The following is an 18,727-nucleotide window of genomic DNA, read 5'->3' as shown; positions in this document are numbered from 1 at the left end:
AATCAATCATTATGAGAAATAAAATAATTTTAATTGCCACTATGGCAATAATAATAATTCTAACTTTACGATACTGTAATACATCTCAAGAGTCTATACAATCATCTCAGGAAACCTCAATTTCCTTGACTGATTATAAGCAATATATTGATTCAGTTAAACCTGCAACACAGAATTTTACCATAGCACCAGGTAAGGATAACTATATAACAGGTAAAAAAGGAACTGTGGTTTATTTTCCGGCTTTAAGCCTTGATGTGAAAAGTACCGATTCCGTACAAATACAGCTGAAGGAATATACTACAAAGAGAGAATTTTATGTATCTAACATGACCACTACCTCCAATGGTGCTTTGTTAGAAAGCAACGGAATGGTAGATATTCGTTGCTATTCCAACAATAAGGAAATCGGATTGAAAAAAGGGGCGAAAGCTGCAATTGCTTTTCCTAAAAAGGATAAGTCCGATGACTTCAAACTGTTTTACGGAGGTAATTCAGTTAATGGTATTAATTGGTTATTACAAAATGATGAAAACCTTACGAAACTTGAAAAACGCATAAAAGAAAATGTATGCACTTATACATACTCAATCCCCCAAACTAATTGTTATAAATTAAGTTGGTTTAAAGATGGAGAAAGATTGGGTTTAAACTCGATTTTATCAGCATACTATGCACCTTCTTTTGAACTTGTTGATTACCTAACTTCAAATCCAGATAAGTTCTTGGCATTTAACTTTGATTTAAATACAGAAACGGGTAAAATCATCAATGTTAAAGATTATCCGGGAAATCCCACCAATAAATATTCTGCTGAAATTATTAAAGCCATTAATAATTTGCCTCCTTCTACATTAATTCCAACTTCTGCCCCTATGATATCACTTTCAAAAGAACATTATGAGTTAAGTGTTAGGCTTAAAAAAGAAGTAAAACAAAAAGTAGAGTCTGGAACTTATAAACCAGCAACAAAAAGTTATACTTTGTCTTTTAGTAAAGAAGCTTTTGAAAAGTATTCATTAAATACCAATAGACTATATAACTATACTATTAGTAAATTGGGTATTATTAATTGTGATAAATTTATTTCTAAAGATAAAAAAATACCTTTTACTGTACCCATAAGTGGGAATGGAAATACTAATGCTAAACTTATATTTTATGATATAAACTCTATGATTACTGGTAAATACTGGGAGTCCACTTTTAATTTTGGAGATATCCCTGAACAGAAAAAAGTACTCCTACTTATAGAACAGGATATGGCAGATAAAAAGATTATCCTTTATGATAGCTTTAATATTACTGATACAATTTATAATATAAATAATCTAAAACCTGTAAGTATTCATCAGCTAGATAGCATATTATTAAACATTTAAAAATTGAAATAATGAAAAAACCAGAAATAAAAACGAAATACTATCTGATAGTTCTATTCCTAATTGTGCTTACCAAAGTTAGTAATGCACAAGTTACATATACCCCAATGTACCAACCTATGAGTCATTCCCAAATGGAAGCCATTGCAAAAGCAAGAGCAAAGCAAGCTGCAAGAGATGAAGCTAACTACAAACAATACAGAGACAAGGCTATTTCATATGGAATGAAAGGTGATTATGAAGCTTGTATTTACTATGCTAATGTTGCATATAGATACTATTTTACTGATGATACTATAATTTATTATGAAGGCTTAAGTTATTTTAAGTTAGGCAAAAAGAGCAAGTATAAAAAAGCTATCAGAAAAGCCTTAAAATTTGATTATTTGGAGACTGCTCGGAAACTTAAGTCATTAGGCATTAAACACAAATAATGTTAATTTACATAAACAGAGCAATAATGAATAACGAATATAATTTATTAGCCAAATACTTATGCAAAGTATTTAATTTAAGTGAGGATGTATTTCTATCAAATAATGAAGAATACTTCTTAAACCCAGTTCCATGTCTTGATGGATATACTATATATAAGAAAGTTGATATTAAAGCTAACGACTACTTTTATGCTGTTCAAAAACAATGCAAAATTGAAGAGCAGTGGGAAGGAACAAAACTTTATTTTGATAGAGTAGGAATTGAATATATAATGAGGGTAATTAATAACTACTTTAGGAACAAAGGAATCAATCTTATTGAAAACGCAAATAAGCAACTCATAGCTGATGATGATAACACATATATGTATTTTGTAGCAGTATTAACAGAAGACAAGCCTTTCATAAATTTAACCAGAAATATAAAACACAAATATTAACTATAATGAGATATACACCATTATTTTTATTTCTTACCGTATGCTTTCTTGGTCTAACATTTAGTTGTAAAACTAAAAACTGTGTCATTACAAATACAACAACCTTGGGTAATGATACAATTTTTATGAAATGGGAACTTAAAAACTGTAATGATTCCTCGTCATATACTTTAAATAAATATGTAAATGGTCATTTAAATACTATTTGGGAAGCCAAAAATGATATGATGCATGGTAATGTAACAGAATATCGTAATGGAATTATCAGCATTACCGCCTATAAAAAAAATACACCTCAAAAAAGAATGGAAAGTGATTCATTAACAAAAAGAGTATATGCCAAATATAAAATGTTAAATGATTCCATTTTTCAAAAGAAGACCTATGGTGTCAATAGAGGGAAAATATATAAAGGCCATTTTAAAATACCTGAGTTATTAAAGGATTTCCATTTTTCAGGTCAGCCGATAGGATATTGGGAAGAACCGGATTCTACAGGTATGTTTATATTAAAAGGATATTATTCTGATAAAATATTTCAGGATACTGTTGAAATCTACAATACTGAAACTAATAGATATGATGAACGGATTATCTTTTACACCAAAAGAATTGGTAACTGGATCAAAACAGATTTACATTCTAACATTGTGGATACACTGGTATATAGAAGGAATAATTGAATAGTATAATGATTTGAATGTGAAAAGAAGATACTAAAAAATATTTTGCAATACTCTTTAAAGTTGGCTCACCACCAACTTTTTTTATTCCCTTCACCAAAAAATAACCAATTACAACCAACTCCGGCAAACCATAGCCAAACACAGCCATTCCCCCACCATAAGCCTACTATATGTTTGTTTCCATTATGGAAGCAAGCACAAAGAAAATATTAGGCACACTAGCAGTTGTAGCAGCCGTTGGCGGTGGTTTTTACCTTATTAAAAAAGGTAAGAAACTACTATCCGGTGCAAAGATGAATTTTGCACTTCTTGGTTTCCGTATTCATAAGATGGACTTTCAGGAAGTCCAGTTTGCAGTGAAACTACGCTGTTATAATCCAACTAAAGCTCCCATCACATTAGCCGTAAACCAGGTTGTAGCTAAATACAAAGGTTCGGCAATCGCTTATTCTACTCCTGATATAAAAGGTTTAACCATTGGAGCAGGTTCTACACAAGAGCCTGAAATCCTATTTCAAGTGCCTTACCTGAATCTTTTGGGTAAGGGTTTGTCATTGGCATTACTTCAGAATACCTCACAATTTAAAGCCGACTTGAGCTTTACGCTTTCGCTTAGTATCAATGACGAAACCATAACTACCACGCAAAATTTAACAGACGATAATATGAACGGATTAGCATTGGGTACGTTGGGTATTGTATCCGGTCCACGTAATACACAGTATGGACGTAAATACAACCACCTGATAAAAAGAGCATCCGGCAAAGATGTATTTGTAAAAAACGGCAATGTCATTGAAACTGTAGAAAGCTGCATTGACCTTATTGCTGAACATTATCGGGAAGTGGAAGGATTGGCGCAGATGTTACAAACTAATAATTTAAAAGATACTTGTCGCAACATCTTCAATTTCTCCTATAATTACCTTCAGTATCATAAAGACAAAGACGGTACAGAACAGCTTCGGACTCCGGCACGTTCCTGGTTAGATGGACAGATAAACTTCAAGCAAAAAGGTAGGCAATCAGCAGGTATTGATTGTGATGATTACAGCATTTTCGTCGGTTCAATTTTAAAATGCTTGGGTATTCCGTTTAAGCTTCGAATCACAAAATATGACGGTAGACAAAACTTTCAACATATCTACGTAATAGTTCCTGCTGTTGGCGATAGCGAAGATGAGATTATTATCGACCCTGTTCTTTCGAAGTTTGATTACCAGAAACCGTACAGCTTTGAAAAGTCTGACTTTAATATGTCTCCACTTCAAATGGTTGGAGGTATACATGGTATTGATGGCGTAACAGGTACAACCTCATTAGGTTTACCTATATATGCTTTGTCTGGGTTAGACTTGGCTGGTGGAACTGTAGCTCATAAGGATGATACTGAATTAATGGCTATTATCTCCGGTATTGATTTTGAAGATGCAGTCAATGGTTTAGGAAATGCTGATGATGCCACATATCGTTATTTGGTTCGAACTCGTGACTTCTTACTTAAAAACAAGGAGAACAAGAATAAAATGGCACAAATCCAGAATCCAGACCAGTTCATTAGCATGATTGACCAGGCCATTAAATTCTGGAATACACCTAAGCGAGATAAAGTACTGGAGAAACTGGCGGACATCGAAGATAAATTGACTGCAAATGGACTGATTAAGTATGACACAGATGCCATAGAAGGACTTTCTGAACAAGATGATTATGATGCAGAGATTGATGGACTGCAAGGGCAACGAGGACTAGGAGGATTCTTTAAATCACTGAAACGTATCGGAAAGAAGATTGGTAAAGGAATCAAAAAAGGGGTAAAAGTAGCAGCTAAAGTAACCAAAAAAGTAGTTAAAGCTATTGTCAGATTCAATCCTCTATCTATAGCTATTCGTAACGGCTTATTGGCAGCTCTACGCTTAAATATGTTTGGTATTGCAAAAAAATTACAGTACGCCTACCTTCCGGATAAGTTAGCATCCAAATATAGTATTGACGCTAAAAAATTAAAGGATTTAAAGAAGCGTCACAATAAGGTTCGTAAACTCTTCAATGGCTTGCAGGGTAAAGAAAAGAACCTGAGAAAAGCTATCCTGAAAGGAGCTAAACAAAAAAGCAAAGACTTCTCCTTAAAAGGTGTTGATGGCTTATTGTCAGATTTGAAAGGTTTGGAATCTATAGGAGAATTAGCTGAATTAGGGCAATTAGGGGTGGCAGCTACCGCAGCATCGGTTGGTGCAGCAACAGGTGTATTGGCAAAAATAAAGAGTTGGCTAAAACCAGTTGCTAATATCTTCAACAAAATCAGAGGTAAGGCAGCAGTTAAAAAAGTAGCTAAGTTAACCAGCCAGGGAAAAGAAGTAAGTAAAGCCCTGCAACAAAGAGCTAGCCAGTATGAACAGCAAGCCAGTCCGCAGCAGGAAACCTATATTCAACCTGAAAATACACTTCCGCAAACAACAAGCTATCAGCCAGTCATCTTAAAGTCTGGTAACAATGTAGCTCAAACAACATCTTCTTCTGTTCCTCAAAATATTTCTCCTACAAAAAAAGGCATGAGTAAAGGAGCCAAAGTAGGCATTGGAATAGGCGTTGCAGCTTTGATTGGAACAGGAGCATACTTCATGTTTCGTAAAAAGGATGATAAACCCAATTCAAAGGATACTTCTCAGAAAAAATCTAAAAAGCAATCACTTGGAAGCATTTCGCTTCAATAAGAATAGACAATTCAATCATTAAATTTTAAACACATGGCAGTAAGAAAAACATCTTCTCAGCCCCGTTCCAGATCAACGGGTACAAAGATTGACTTTATGAAAGCTACCAATAACATTGGCAAACCTATAGCTGCCGTAGCAGGGTTTGCGGGTGGTAAGTATTTGTTAAACAAACTTCAAAAAAGCCCCACAGTCAGTGGGCTATTGGGTAGCGATATGAAAGGCTATATCGTTCCGGCAGTAGTCACGATGGGAGGTTTGGTTGGACAACAATTCACCAAGAATGTATACCTCCAAATGGGTTTGTATGGAATGGCCGGAGCAGGTGTTGAAGCCACCATTAAGAAAGCTACTGGCAAAACCATTCTTCAAGGCTTATCCGGGTTATTGGGTGAAGGAGATATTGAAGACGTGGAATACGAAGAAATTAACGGACTACAGGCATTGAATCCTATAACACAAGCTCTGCCGGCAGCCGATATCGACATTGAAAGAGAAATCCAGGCTTCTGTATCTGGAGCAGCGGAAGATTACAGCATGAGTGATGATCCAATGGGAAGTGCAGCAAATGACTATTCCATGTCGGATGAACCGATTGGCTCAGATGATGAAGAGATAGGTAAGATCAGTAATCTGGATCCGGATAGTATGGACTACGATATTTTTTCAGGTGATATGATGGAATCCTAGTCCGTCAAGTCATTCGCTTACAATAAACAATTCAAATATTAATAACACAAAAGAGACAATAATCATGGCAGAAATTAATGAGCAAAATGATTTGTATCCTTCAATGGAAGAGATTGAAGGTTTGGAAGAAGCAATTCTTAATAAGGAAGAAGACGCTTTAGAAAGAGAGGAAGCCCAGGACGATGCAGTTGAAGGCATTGGCGATTTGGGGCGTTCACGAAGAAAAACCAGACGGAATGTACGCAGAACCAAAAGAGCAAGCAGTAGAAAACGTTCAGTTCGCAGATCTTACAACGCAGGAGCAAAAAGTGTAGCTGTAAAAACAGGATTAACTAAAGACCTTACATCGAAAGGTCAGTTTGAATTGCGCAGACAACAGTTACCACCTGAGATTCAGAAAGCATTGAAAGATGCCCGTATGCAAACCGTTGATGCAGCTATCTACACGGTGAAAACGATTAAGGATAAGTCTGATATTGATTTAATGGAAGCATCAGACGATAAAAAGTCAGGACGTACCAACCTGAATCGTGCCCAGTTGGATAGTGGTAAGTATTTTCTGTTAACAGATATTGTTTTGGAGTATGCTCACGGTTCATCAGAGGAAGACAATGATCCGGCTGATTTTGCATTTGGTCAGTTTGCCTTACCTCCGCAAATATTAAACGGAACGTTTGAAATGACCTTGGGAACTAAGGTAATTATGCCTGAAATCTCATGTGCTGTATTCGATGATACCGATACAACCAAGCGTAAGTTTCAGTACAAATTGGCCAATCCAAAATGGTTGAAACCATCAATGGACATCACACCAAAGTTGAATATGCCAAAGGCGATTAATAACGGTGACAAGGTGTTTAACCCAGCCGTTAAGGTAACGCTGTTGGGAACTATCACAGAGAAAGCGTAGCCATTTTGATATGTCATAATCGTTAAGGAACGGTGTTAGAGCCGTTCCTTTTCCTCCTAATTAATTACAAATGGAAGCTCAAGAGAATATTAAGAAACTACAGGTTGTAAAATTTCAAGTAAAGAAAGGTCAGACCTATGAGTTCAACGGTAATACTAAGACTGAACATGACCGTATTAAAGGCATCTTCTTACGACTGTCAAACCAGCAAGCTTTACCAGGATCAACACTTCGAGTTTGGATTGATGATACCGAGATTATCCCGGATGATACAGAGGTGGCCTTACTTCACCACAATGATGATATGAGTATCAAGGATGTCACATTTCCGCTTGATGAGAAAGCTAAAAACAGTCCAGTCCGGATTATCTACAAAGACAATAGTGAAAACCTGGCTGTTGCTGATAGTTACGATGTAAGGGTATATCTACTTGCTGAAGTTGTTAAGAAATAATCCTCCAACACTCCCGAAAATGAAACGATATTTTGTCATTACTCATAATTCAGAGGATAACAACCACATTAATGAGCAGGATTTACTTCCTGCATCATGTAAGTTGATTACAGGCCTGGCTGTTATTGCCACCGTAAAAGAAGAATCAGAATTGATTGATGTAGTTGAAAGCCTTGCTTATCCACAGGTATTAATCACCAATCTGCTAAACGATCAGCGTATTACGGATTTATTTTATTCCTACTTGCGGACTCGTGCCAGTGAAGCTGATAGTCGTGCATTCTTTGAAAGCGATATCTTGCCTGAAATCATCAAGGTGTTAACCGATGGTATCCGATACTCCTGTTTGGAAGACAACGAACAACAGGCATTAAGCGATAACATTGACAGGATGTTTAATGAGCAATTTGTGAGTTACATCTATGATGAAGCAGGTTTATATGCCAAAGGCCAGGGAATGACCAATCTTGATTTTTCTGACTTTATTGCTCAACACACCCTGGTATTTACCTATCAGAATAAAGAAGAACTTTTTAAGCGAACCGTAAAAGCATACAAGCAGCCAGAACCCTATGAATGTGGTAATATCAGTCTCCTGGTAAATGGTAACAGTTTCTTACTTCGTGACTACATGGTCACAGCCAACAGAAAGGTGAAGCATTTGAGTAAAGAGATAATCCCCTTTCATGAGCCTCTGGAAGTCAACAGTAATCTTCACACTGTTTTTAAGAGCAATAAGAATAGCGGAAATCAAACATTAACTATCAGAATCTACATTGAATATGAACACGAGTGAGTTATTACATACCATCGCAAAAGACCGGGTTGCAGGTTTGAGAACCATTGATAGTTACCAATTAAAACCAACAGTTGTAAAAGTAACTAAGGCTGATATGTCGCTTGATTTAAAGAATGACATGTGGATTCTCAATACTAAAGGTCTTCCTTCAACTATTCAAGAACTGGAAATGATTAGCAGTGATAATGTGTTTACCGCTACACCAGAAGAATATGATTTGATGGATGAGTTCCGTTACCAGGTGTTCACTGATTACATAGATATCAAAACTCAAACGGATGATTTTAAGCCATTCCGGTTGGAGTTTGTAAAAATAATTCCCCACCGAAACTAAAAGATATGCTGGATTTTAGAGATACCATACAAAGTTGTTATGAATTTATTAAGCGTTCAGAAGAACAGCAAAAGTACCCTTATGCATATGAGATATACCTGTTGACTGGTGCACAGGAAACTGCATTAACATCAAGAACATCGGGTGCAAAAACTTTTAAGCAGGATATTGAAAATGCAGTCGAAAAAGCAAAACAGGCTCATGGTACTTTGAGAGTAGATGTTTTTGGAGGTAAAAGTCCCAATGCACGTAGTTTAAATACCTACATCATTAATGTGAGTGGGCTATTGAACCCACCACAAAAACCAATGGAGAAGGCTGAAATAGTCACCATTGTAAAGGAAGAAATGAAGCAACTTCAACCCCAGGGCAATACCAATGGATTGGGTGAAATTGATGGTTTGCTGGGTTTATTTACCGGAGAAAACGAACAAGCCAGGGCTAAAGTAGAAGGTTTGTTTGGTCTGTTTAATGCGCTTTCCGGTAATAATAAGGAAGTTGAGCGAATCAACTACCAAAAGCAACTCGATGACTTTAAGTTTGAGACACGCTTTACCACGCTTCAGGAACGATGTGAAAAGCTTCGTGAGGAAAACGCCGAGCTTCGGGTAGAGAAAGAACAGTTCTACAATGAAAATAAAGAACTGAAAAAGGATAAAGCAGACCTGGAAAACCGTTTGGCAGGTTATGCTCCCAACGAATTAATGAAGCGTGTTGCTGTGGGTGTTATTTCCGGTATTGGTGGAAGATTATTAAGTAACAGTCCCAAAACGGCTGAGCTATTGGGCTTATCGTCAGAGGAACTAAAAGGAGCCTTGGGTATTGTAGATGAATTTCAGGATAATAGCCAGGATATCCCTGATACCAATGTTGAGATTAGCGAAGTAGGTTCACCTCAATCTCCGGAGGATAAGAAAAAAGCAGCCATCATCAAGAATTTATCTGATGCCCTAATGACCTGGGATCTGGAAGATGTGGCCAAGATTGCCAATATCGTTGGATTGTGCCTAGACCGGGCAGAACTAATCAATAAGACACTTCTATACCTGAATCAATCTATGCAAGGGGTTCAGGAATCATCCGAAATAGTTGAATAACATTAAACATACGATTATGAGAACATTCAAAATAGGTATCACCATCGAAGCTGAAACACCTGAAAAAGTAAAAGAAGTAGGCAACCTGATTCAAAATGCAGTCAATAAAGTTGAACAGGAAGATATTGTCAAGCTACTAACCAAGGTGGTTAAGAATCCGGGCATCGTTAAAAAAGCATTAAAGTTCATTTAAAGATTAATACAGTGCAGTTAGATAAGGCAAATAAAGCAGCATTAATCGGTACAGGAATACGCATAGGTGTACCTGTATTGGCAATTGGTCTAGGAGTGTACGCCATCCGCAAGATGTTTAAGCGTAATCCGGATGGCACTTCGTCAACCGTAGCTCCTTCAATGAAGGATACGGTGATAGATTCAAAGAACCTGACCATCTCACCATCCGATGCAGCTTTATATGCCAATACCCTTTATGGTGCAATGCTTGATTTCGGTACAGATGAAAAGACCATCTACAGTACTATTGAGAAAATACAAACCAAGGATGATATGCTATTGGTTATAAAAGCCTTTGGCATGAAGATGTACCTATGGGGAACTCGTGCTGCTTTTCTTGGACAAAATTATAACCTGATAGGTTGGCTGCGCTTTGAACTGGACGATAAAGAGATTGCTAAAATCAAGCCCAAATTCGATAGTTGGGGCATTCCTCTCTAAACATCAAAACAACTATGGAAAAGAAGCAAAAGAAGATATTATTTATTTCGGGAGGGGTGTTAACCACTGGGGCAATAGTTACTACCGTTTTATTGATTCGAAGAAGAAATAAACTAAAACGTGCACTATTGCCCCCAAGTGGTTCAGATACACGTCCTGCAAATATTTTAACCACAAACAACAATACATTACCTTCTAATTTCCAAAACTGGAATGGTGGAAATACTTATCTATCCAATGCGCCAAGGGGAATCCGCAATAATAATCCTGGAAATTTGATTTATACCAACATCAAGTGGAATGGGAAGTTACCTAAAGAACAAAACAAAGACAGACGCTTTGAAATGTTTGTAGCTCCGGTCTATGGTATTCGTGCCATGATTAAAGACCTCAAAAACGATATTGAAAAAGGCAAGAATACAATTCCTGCTCTTATCGAAGAATATGCACCAAGGTTTGAGAATAATACTGAAGCATATATCAACACGGTTTGTAAAGATTTAAACGTGACAAAAACAGCAAAGTTGTTACCTACTAAAAACACACTTCGCCTATTGGTACTATCCATTACTAAGATTGAAAATGGAGGTAATTACGTTAACAACGAGTTGTTTGAAAAGGCTTACTCGATCATTTAAAATTAAAAGACTTCACATATGGGAACAATCAAGATGTTTAGGGGAACAACTCCGCCACTTTTGAAAAAGGGAGAATGGGCTTCAGATGGTCATTACGCTTATTTGGGTATGGAACATGGACAATATAAAGTGTTTCAGGGAGTATTTGATATGAGTAAAGACCAGGAAGTAAATGGATTTGAATACGACCTTGACCAAAAAGCAATTATCATTCCTAAAGGTACGCCATTTTCAAAGCTTCAACTTTTGTTCGATACATTACCCAAAGCACTGAAATACCATACCAATGAAAAAGCAAGCATTGATATCATGTTTGAAGATGGAACTTATATCAATGATCTGGGAACATTCCTGGTACTTCGTGATTTTTCTTATCAAATCAACATTAAATCGTTAAGCAATAAAGTGGATGGTTCATTTGGAACTTACGTGAAACCTGTTGTTTTCCAAAGTGACAAAGCTATTGAGATATACAATAGTGCAATTAACTTCTCAGATATCCGCTTTGAGTATTCAGATATAAGTAACGGAGCAATAGCCTACCTAAATAGTACCACAAACATTGACGATTGCTGTTTTGAAGCCAAAGTAAATCAGTCATGTGTATTTGACCGAGGATATAACAAGATTGTCTTTTCTGATACTTATTTCAAAATGAATCGTGATGTTAAGGATAGTATCCTGGATAAAGCTTCGGTTGGTTCATTTATCAATATTGCCCGTTCAAAATCAGCAGCAGAGTTCAGGCCAAAGACCATTGTTCAACAGATTAGTGGAGGTTTGATAATAGCAGGTAATGTTGAAGATTTATTGATTTCTGAAAAGAGTCCGGTTTATATGCCCAATGGAGGTATCGAGGTGCATGGAGGATTCGTAACTGACCCGGATGGAAACCTGAATATTGCAGTTCCCACAAAGTTATCGCAGTTAGAAAACGACATGAATCTGACCAGCGATTTTGATCAGTTGGAGAATAAGCCAAATACTATTACTTCAGAACAGGCTACCGCCATTGAAGCGAATAATCGCAAGAACTCCTATCCACAGGAGGATGCAGAGAAGTTAGCAGGGATTGAAGAAAAGGCTACTGCCGGAGCCGATTGGGAAAGCAATGTACAAAACAAGCCTGTAACGATTAGCCAGGAACAGGCAGCAGCCATTGACGCTAACACGCAAAAGCGTTCCTATCCCGAAGCCGATGAAAACAAGCTTTCAAATATTGAAGAAAAAGCTACGCTTGGCGCTGATTGGGACGTGAATATCCAAAATAAACCAGTAACAATCTCTCCTCAACAAGCAGCCGATATTGAAGCCAATAACAATAAACGCAGTTATCCACAAGTAGATGAAGATAAGCTATCAGGTATTGAAGAGAATGCCACCCTTGGAGCTGACTGGGAAAGCAACGTACAAAATAAACCTGTTACCATTTCTGCGGAACAAGCAGAGGCAATTGAAGCCAATACTCAAAAGCGAAGCTACCCACAAGTAGACGAAGATAAACTGGCAGGTATGGAAGAAAATGCCACGGTTGGAGCGGACTGGGAAGTGAATTTGCAAAATAAGCCTGTTACTATTACTCCGGAACAAGTGGAAGCTATTGAAGCGAATACGCAAAAGATAAGCTATCCACAAGAGGATGCGGAGAAGTTGGCAGGAATAGAAGCAAATGCAACTGTAGGTGCTGACTGGGAGGTGAATTTGCAGAACAAACCTGTGACCATTTCTCCTGAACAAGCGGAAGCTATCGAAGCCAATACTCAAAAGCGAAGTTACCCACAATTAGATGAAGAAAAACTGGCAGGTATAGAAGAGAATGCCACAGTTGGAGCTGACTGGGAGGTAAACTTACAAAATAAGCCTGTTACCATTTCCCCTGAACAAGCAGCGGCCATTGAAACCAATAGCCAAAAAAATAGCTACCCACAATTAGATTCTGATAAGTTAGCTGGAATTGAGGAAAATGCCACCGTTGGAGCAGATTGGGAAGTGAATTTGCAAAACAAACCTGTAACCATTTCTCCAGAACAAGCTGAAGCTATTGAATCCAATACTCAAAAGAACAGCTATCCACAAGAAGATGCCGATAAGTTGGCAAGAATTGAGGAAAATGCAACTGTTGGTGCGGACTGGGAGGTGAATTTGCAAAATAAGCCTATTACAATAACTCAGGAACAAACGGAAGCAATTGAAGCTAATACGCAAAAACGTAGCTACCCACAGGAAGATGAAGATAAACTGGCAGGTGTAGAAGAGAATGCTACAATTGGTGCAGACTGGGATGTTAATCTTCAGAATATTCCTGATTTCCTTAAAAAGTTCTTACAGGTTTATGCTGATTCCGGAATCTTCTCAGGAGAAGATTGGGAAACTAAACTGACAGAAATACTAAACTTTCAAATCAACTTCATGAAAAACTTTGTGGATGCAGATGTGGATAGTTTGGCTGTTGATGTTGCAGGAAACAATCTGAAGCTGACATTTAAAGATGAAACGGATAAAACGATTGTACTTCAATAATCTTAAATGGATAAAAAAGGCTACATATCAAGGATTCGTGAAGATTTAAGCAATGGTCAGAAGCACTCTAAAACCACAATAGAAAGCATTGCCAAAAGCTTCGGTATCACTAATAAAAACTTAGTGAAAGAATTTACCGAACTGGCAATTGTCCTTAATGCACGAGAGATAGCACATGACAATTCGCTTACCACTCATGAGAAATACCTTGATATTGTAGCCTTGTATCAATCACAGGTTAACCTGTCCATGCGAACAAGCATGAGCGTATTGATGCAACAATATTCTACTCCGGCTCCCATTTCATTCCTGGCATCAAACTATATCAAAAGTCCTTTGAATGATGCTTTATACCTGGAACCATCGGCAGGAAATGGATTATTGTCCATTGCTTTGCCATATCATCAAACCTACGTGAACGAGTTGGATGATGTGCGATTAAGCAACCTGAAAGATCAACCATTTGCCAAGGTGAACAGTTGGGATGCACTAAAACCACCCTACGCTTACGACCGAACATTTGATGGAATAGTAACCAATCCCCCATTCGGTAGCCTGTCTGAACCAATGCTATTTGGTAAGTTTAAGATTAAACGCCTGGAACATGCTATGGCTTTAAATGCTTTACGATGCATGAAAGACAAAGGCAAAGCATCTATTATTATCGGTGGCCATACAACCTGGGATGAACACAATCGGGTTACAGCTGGCCAAAACCGTATCTTTTTAAACTACCTCTATCATTTCTACAATGTAGAAGATATAATCCCGATTAACGGCAAAAAGCTTTACTCCAGACAGGGAACATCTGTCAATACCCGATTGATTCTTATTGATGGAGCAAAAGATACACCGGAAGGTGCAGCTCCACTAAAAAATAAACTCCATTCCACAATGGTAAATAGCCACGAGGAACTTTGGGATAGAGTGTGGTTAGAACCAGAATCTACAAGCAATGATAAACATGATTTAAGCCTAATTAAACTAAGGGCTAAAGCCATTCTAATAAAACAAAAACAACTCTCTGTATGAAGTCAAATATTACATTCCAGAAAAATACAATAAGCATAAAGTTCAATCAGAAACCTCAAAAGCATATTGTTTCCAGATTAATCGAATTGGGCTTTACCACCAAGAATAACAAGTGTTTTATCCGCAGCCAAAGGCTGTTTCAAAATGAATATGAATACTTACAGGGGATGCTCGGAGTTCAAGGTTTGGGAATGGCTTATATCCCGGCAGCCGAAAAAGGTTTTATCCTGGATACTACTGTGCCCGATTCTATGGGACACGAAATGCACATCGCTATCCGTAAAGTCAAGAAAAGTATTGGAATGCCTTTGTTTGATTACGTAGCACGAAAACTGGATTACGAAAATGAGGAACTGGTAAAAGCACTTTCATGCGAACAGATTGATGCCGTATCATTGGCAATTTATAACATTGAGAAACGTGGCCAGGGAATTATAGTTGGCGACCAGACCGGGATTGGTAAAGGTAGAACGGCAGCAGCTTTAATTAGATATGGCGTAAAACAAGGTATGCAACCTGTATTCCTATCAGAAAAGCCTAACCTATTTACGGATTTGTATCGTGACTTATGCGACATTGGTAGTTCTGCACTGGTTCCGTTTATTGTTAATTCCAAGGAGAGCAAAACGCACATCAAAGATAAAAGCGGTGAAATTGTTTATACAGCACCAGAAAAACCAACGCAGGACCGGATTATCAAGAGTCAACAAGTACCAGGGTCTTACAACTTTGTTTGTGCAACCTATTCACAATTCAATCAACCAAAGAAACCTGCAAAGCAGCTCTTTTTAAGTGCCGTGAGCCAGGGCAATATTATTATTATGGACGAAGCGCACAATGCTTCCGGTAGTTCCAACACCGGGGAATTTATGCAAGGTGTACTTCGCCAAACCAAAGGCGTTTGTTTCTTATCAGCAACATTTGCCAAGCGACCAGACAACATGCCTATCTATGCACAAAAGACCTCGATGAGTGATGCCAACATGAGCAAAGAAGACCTGGTGGAAGCTATTACAAAAGGTGGTGTTGCCTTACAGGAGATTTTAGCAGCTCAACTCGTTTCTGAGGGACAAATGATAAGGCGTGAACGTTCCTTTGAAGGTGTGGAAGTAAACTACATTGAACTGAAAGAAAAAGCCAAAGAACAAGCTGATATTGCCGATAAGGTAACAGCCATTATCCGTGATATTATCGGTTTTCAGGAAAAGTACATCAATAAACAGGTTGAACAGCTCGACAAGATTGCAGCAGCCGAAAGTAAGGAAGTGGAAACCAGGAAAGGAACAGAGAAAGCCGGAGTTGATAATATTCCCTACTTCTCAAAAGTATTCAATGTAATCAACCAATTGTTGTTTAGTCTGAATGCTTCCGATGTTGCCGACCATGCAATCCAACGATTGAAAGAAGGTAAGAAACCCATTATTGCTTTTGCATCTACTATGGGAAGTTTCCTGGAGGGAATGGCCAAACCAGATGATGTAATAAATGGGGATTTCTCCACCGTATTGGAAAAAGGTCTCGATTCAGTACTTCGTTATACTGAAAAGGATATTGACGGACAATCAGAAGGGAAAGCCTTTAATATTTCCGATTTATCCGAAGAGGCTCAATTTGCTTATCGTGATATTATCAGACGAATTGAAAAAGCATCAACCGGAATTACCATCAGCCCTTTGGATTTAATCATCCAGAAAATCAAAGAAGCTGGCTATACCGTTGGTGAAGTAACCGGGCGTAAGCTTTGTGTTCAATATAATTCAACCAATGCCAAGAATACTACAGCATTGGTGATGAGTAGAAAGAAGGAAAACACGGCAGACCTGTTTCGCAGATTCAACGACAATGAAATTGATTGCTTACTGATTAACCAGAGTGGTTCTACAGGTGCTTCAGCTCATGCTATTGTAACTGATAAAGTACCTGCCGAACAGGTTAAGCAGCGTGTGATGGTGATACTCCAACCGGAATTGAATATCAATACCGAAATTCAAAAGCGTGGTCGTATCAACCGTACCGGGCAGATATTGAAACCGATTTACGATTACATTATTTCATCCATCCCGGCACAGAAGCGATTTATGATGATGCTTAAAAAGAAGCTGAAATCGCTGGATGCCAATACCACTTCCAACCAGAAAAGCAGCAAGTCTCAATTGGAATCAGATGACTTCCTGAATAAATATGGAGATAAAGTGGTTCGCCAGTACATGTTGGAGAATCCGGAACTAAACAAAGCATTGGATAATCCTCTCAAATTTGAAGGTAAGGAAAGCGATGAAACACCATCGGAAGGTGATGCTTCCAAAGTAACCGGACGTGTGGCTGTTCTTTCAGTTATAGAACAGGAGAAGTTCTATAACGAGGTCATTGAGCGATACAACGATTACGTGGAGTACCTGAAACAAGCCGATGAATACGACCTGGAAGTTGAAATTCTGAACCTTAAAGCGGAAACCATTGATAGCCGTGTGGTAATTGCAGGTAAAGGTGGACGTTCCGTATTTGGGAATGATACTTTCCTTGAAAAATGCGAATGCAATGTGCTTAAAAAACCTTATGGCAAAGCAGAGCTTCAAAAATTAATCGAAAAGTCGCTTAATAAAAAACAGTCCGTGACTGTTTCTGAAGAAATCATTTCTGCACATGAGAAACATGTTCAAACCAAACTTACCGAGGATTTAAAGGAAACTGAAACCCGGTATAAAGAGCTGATTGCTGACATTCCCAACGAAAAGGCATTCCAGAAAATACCTGTATTCGACAAGGCAGGTCAAAACGAGTATATGGCTGAACGAAGAAATGAACTGGAAGATGCCAAACAGGAAAAAATTACTCAGGTTAAAACGCAAAGCCAAAACAGAAAGAACTATCTGAATGCCTTTTTTAAGTTCTTTAAAATTGGGCATGGATATTTCTATCCGGCATTGAGCTTTCAGAATGAAAGCAGTAACAACTCTTACTGCATCTTCCTTGGGTTTGATATAAATGCCAAACGGAATAATCCTTTTGCACCATCGGCAGTAAAGCTTCGTTTTGCTATTTCCGACAGTCGTAAGTACATCGTACTACCTGCATCGGGAGATACAGCAAAAGAAATTGAGCGTATTCAGGCTCGTAGTTTTCAATTAAGCACTCCAGAAAAGGAAAGCCTGATTGAAAAATGGGACGAAGCGATTAAGAACTTTACCCAGGATAGACAAATCCGCTATATTATTACCGGAAATATTCTTCAAGGTTCAGCTGATTTCCCTGGTAAATTGGTTAGTTATACAACCAAAGGTAAAGGCGTTCAAAAAGGAATTTTAATGTCTGAAGCCTGGTCCCCGGAAAACGAAGATAAAAACTCAAACGCTTATGTAGTGGCTCCAATAGCAAAACTACAAAAGCACATTATGAACTTACGTAGTGGAGCAACCATCAGTACTGAAAACAAGATTACAATAGCCAGGCATTACGATGATACATTTAAAATCATCATGCCCAAATCCAAAACACACATTCCTATCTACACCGATACAGATGTGGTAAAGCTTCTGGAGAATAACCGGGATGGATTTGAAATGGTATCGGGCAATATGAAAGCTTCGGTTTCTGAAGCAAAAATGCCAAAGCTTATTAATCTTCTTGGTGAACGTTTCAGCTTATCGGTTAAAGTACCCCGAACCTATTTTGAAGAATACCTGGAGAAAGGTTCAAAACGAAATGACACCACCGATAGCCTGACTAAAGAAGCGATGGAGATGTTTGAGCAGGACAAAAAACAATTTTCTCAACGGCTAGCAAACCAGAAAAAGATAACAACTAAGCCTAAAACCATCAACATCGACCAAGGCAAGAAATTAAAATTGGTGAAGCTCCGAGCCAAAGCCATTCTGATAAAGCAAAAACAGCTAAGAGCCGTTGCTGGACTGTAAATCTA

At 37.9% G+C, this 18,727-nt stretch carries 17 protein-coding genes; all 17 read left to right on the top strand.

Going from position 1 to position 18,727, the window contains the following annotated elements; translation table 11 throughout:
* Window positions 1-11 precede the first annotated feature (11 nt).
* Window positions 12-1,382 (top strand): hypothetical protein, encoded by a 1,371-nt coding sequence (locus OM074_RS11170; protein ID WP_301199558.1) that lies wholly within the window; start codon window positions 12-14, stop codon window positions 1,380-1,382.
* A gap of 11 nt (window positions 1,383-1,393) precedes the next feature.
* Complete coding sequence (locus OM074_RS11165; protein ID WP_301199557.1) at window positions 1,394-1,816, top strand: hypothetical protein; 423 nt, start codon at window positions 1,394-1,396, stop codon at window positions 1,814-1,816.
* A 26-nt stretch (window positions 1,817-1,842) separates the two neighbouring features.
* A complete protein-coding gene (locus OM074_RS11160; RefSeq protein WP_301199556.1) occupies window positions 1,843-2,259 on the top strand; it encodes a hypothetical protein in 417 nt (138 codons plus the stop codon).
* 125 nt (window positions 2,260-2,384) lie between these two features.
* A complete protein-coding gene (locus OM074_RS11155) occupies window positions 2,385-2,942 on the top strand; it encodes a hypothetical protein (protein ID WP_301199555.1) in 558 nt (185 codons plus the stop codon).
* A 173-nt stretch (window positions 2,943-3,115) separates the two neighbouring features.
* The gene (locus OM074_RS11150) at window positions 3,116-5,659 is read left to right on the top strand and encodes a hypothetical protein (RefSeq protein WP_301199554.1); all 2,544 of its coding nucleotides are present in this window, start codon (window positions 3,116-3,118) and stop codon (window positions 5,657-5,659) included.
* Between the two features lie 33 nt (window positions 5,660-5,692).
* The gene (locus OM074_RS11145) at window positions 5,693-6,349 is read left to right on the top strand and encodes a hypothetical protein (RefSeq protein ID WP_301199553.1); all 657 of its coding nucleotides are present in this window, start codon (window positions 5,693-5,695) and stop codon (window positions 6,347-6,349) included.
* A gap of 64 nt (window positions 6,350-6,413) precedes the next feature.
* Entirely contained in the window at window positions 6,414-7,259 is an 846-nt protein-coding gene (locus tag OM074_RS11140) for a hypothetical protein (protein WP_301199552.1), read from the top strand.
* Window positions 7,260-7,329: 70 nt separating this feature from the next.
* A complete protein-coding gene (locus OM074_RS11135) occupies window positions 7,330-7,713 on the top strand; it encodes a hypothetical protein (RefSeq protein WP_301199551.1) in 384 nt (127 codons plus the stop codon).
* A gap of 19 nt (window positions 7,714-7,732) precedes the next feature.
* Window positions 7,733-8,509 carry a hypothetical protein gene (locus OM074_RS11130; RefSeq protein WP_301199550.1) on the top strand — a complete coding sequence of 259 codons (777 nt, stop codon included), beginning with the start codon at window positions 7,733-7,735 and terminating at the stop codon, window positions 8,507-8,509.
* A complete protein-coding gene (locus OM074_RS11125) occupies window positions 8,496-8,846 on the top strand; it encodes a hypothetical protein (RefSeq protein WP_301199549.1) in 351 nt (116 codons plus the stop codon). The genes OM074_RS11130 and OM074_RS11125 overlap by 14 nt, the downstream gene beginning before the upstream one ends.
* A 5-nt stretch (window positions 8,847-8,851) precedes the next feature.
* Window positions 8,852-9,943, top strand: a complete 1,092-nt coding sequence (locus tag OM074_RS11120) for a hypothetical protein (RefSeq protein ID WP_301199548.1) — start codon at window positions 8,852-8,854, stop codon at window positions 9,941-9,943.
* 16 nt (window positions 9,944-9,959) lie between these two features.
* Entirely contained in the window at window positions 9,960-10,136 is a 177-nt protein-coding gene (locus OM074_RS11115; RefSeq protein ID WP_301199547.1) for a hypothetical protein, read from the top strand.
* An 11-nt stretch (window positions 10,137-10,147) separates the two neighbouring features.
* Window positions 10,148-10,618, top strand: coding sequence for a hypothetical protein (locus tag OM074_RS11110; RefSeq protein ID WP_301199546.1), 471 nt, complete (start codon window positions 10,148-10,150; stop codon window positions 10,616-10,618).
* 14 nt (window positions 10,619-10,632) lie between these two features.
* Window positions 10,633-11,256: a hypothetical protein gene (locus OM074_RS11105; RefSeq protein ID WP_301199545.1), complete on the top strand. Its 624-nt coding sequence runs from the start codon at window positions 10,633-10,635 to the stop codon at window positions 11,254-11,256.
* An 18-nt stretch (window positions 11,257-11,274) separates the two neighbouring features.
* Window positions 11,275-13,776 (top strand): hypothetical protein, encoded by a 2,502-nt coding sequence (locus OM074_RS11100; protein WP_301199544.1) that lies wholly within the window; start codon window positions 11,275-11,277, stop codon window positions 13,774-13,776.
* 6 nt (window positions 13,777-13,782) lie between these two features.
* Window positions 13,783-14,808, top strand: a complete 1,026-nt coding sequence (locus OM074_RS11095) for a class I SAM-dependent methyltransferase (RefSeq protein ID WP_301199543.1) — start codon at window positions 13,783-13,785, stop codon at window positions 14,806-14,808.
* The gene (locus tag OM074_RS11090) at window positions 14,805-18,722 is read left to right on the top strand and encodes a strawberry notch-like NTP hydrolase domain-containing protein (RefSeq protein ID WP_301199542.1); all 3,918 of its coding nucleotides are present in this window, start codon (window positions 14,805-14,807) and stop codon (window positions 18,720-18,722) included. Before OM074_RS11095 ends, OM074_RS11090 begins: the two co-directional genes overlap by 4 nt.
* Window positions 18,723-18,727 lie beyond the last annotated feature (5 nt).

The sequence above is a fragment of the Plebeiibacterium marinum genome (assembly GCF_026013615.1).
Taxonomy (GTDB): Bacteria; Bacteroidota; Bacteroidia; order Bacteroidales; family Marinilabiliaceae; genus Saccharicrinis; species Saccharicrinis marinus_A.
The sequence above is the reverse complement of the archived record's forward strand: the minus strand, read 5'-3'. Positions and strand labels throughout refer to the sequence as shown.

Bases quoted from the DNA above. Each gene is read 5' to 3' on its own strand.
- OM074_RS11170 (WP_301199558.1), top strand. From the start codon at position 12: ATGAGAAATAAAATAATTTTAATTGCCACTATGGCAATAATAATAATT.
- OM074_RS11165 (WP_301199557.1), top strand. From the start codon at position 1,394: ATGAAAAAACCAGAAATAAAAACGAAATACTATCTGATAGTTCTATTC.
- OM074_RS11160 (WP_301199556.1), top strand. From the start codon at position 1,843: ATGAATAACGAATATAATTTATTAGCCAAATACTTATGCAAAGTATTT.
- OM074_RS11155 (WP_301199555.1), top strand. From the start codon at position 2,385: ATGAAATGGGAACTTAAAAACTGTAATGATTCCTCGTCATATACTTTA.
- OM074_RS11150 (WP_301199554.1), top strand. From the start codon at position 3,116: ATGTTTGTTTCCATTATGGAAGCAAGCACAAAGAAAATATTAGGCACA.
- OM074_RS11145 (WP_301199553.1), top strand. From the start codon at position 5,693: ATGGCAGTAAGAAAAACATCTTCTCAGCCCCGTTCCAGATCAACGGGT.
- OM074_RS11140 (WP_301199552.1), top strand. From the start codon at position 6,414: ATGGCAGAAATTAATGAGCAAAATGATTTGTATCCTTCAATGGAAGAG.
- OM074_RS11135 (WP_301199551.1), top strand. From the start codon at position 7,330: ATGGAAGCTCAAGAGAATATTAAGAAACTACAGGTTGTAAAATTTCAA.
- OM074_RS11130 (WP_301199550.1), top strand. From the start codon at position 7,733: ATGAAACGATATTTTGTCATTACTCATAATTCAGAGGATAACAACCAC.
- OM074_RS11125 (WP_301199549.1), top strand. From the start codon at position 8,496: ATGAACACGAGTGAGTTATTACATACCATCGCAAAAGACCGGGTTGCA.
- OM074_RS11120 (WP_301199548.1), top strand. From the start codon at position 8,852: ATGCTGGATTTTAGAGATACCATACAAAGTTGTTATGAATTTATTAAG.
- OM074_RS11115 (WP_301199547.1), top strand. From the start codon at position 9,960: ATGAGAACATTCAAAATAGGTATCACCATCGAAGCTGAAACACCTGAA.
- OM074_RS11105 (WP_301199545.1), top strand. From the start codon at position 10,633: ATGGAAAAGAAGCAAAAGAAGATATTATTTATTTCGGGAGGGGTGTTA.
- OM074_RS11100 (WP_301199544.1), top strand. From the start codon at position 11,275: ATGGGAACAATCAAGATGTTTAGGGGAACAACTCCGCCACTTTTGAAA.
- OM074_RS11095 (WP_301199543.1), top strand. From the start codon at position 13,783: ATGGATAAAAAAGGCTACATATCAAGGATTCGTGAAGATTTAAGCAAT.
- OM074_RS11090 (WP_301199542.1), top strand. From the start codon at position 14,805: ATGAAGTCAAATATTACATTCCAGAAAAATACAATAAGCATAAAGTTC.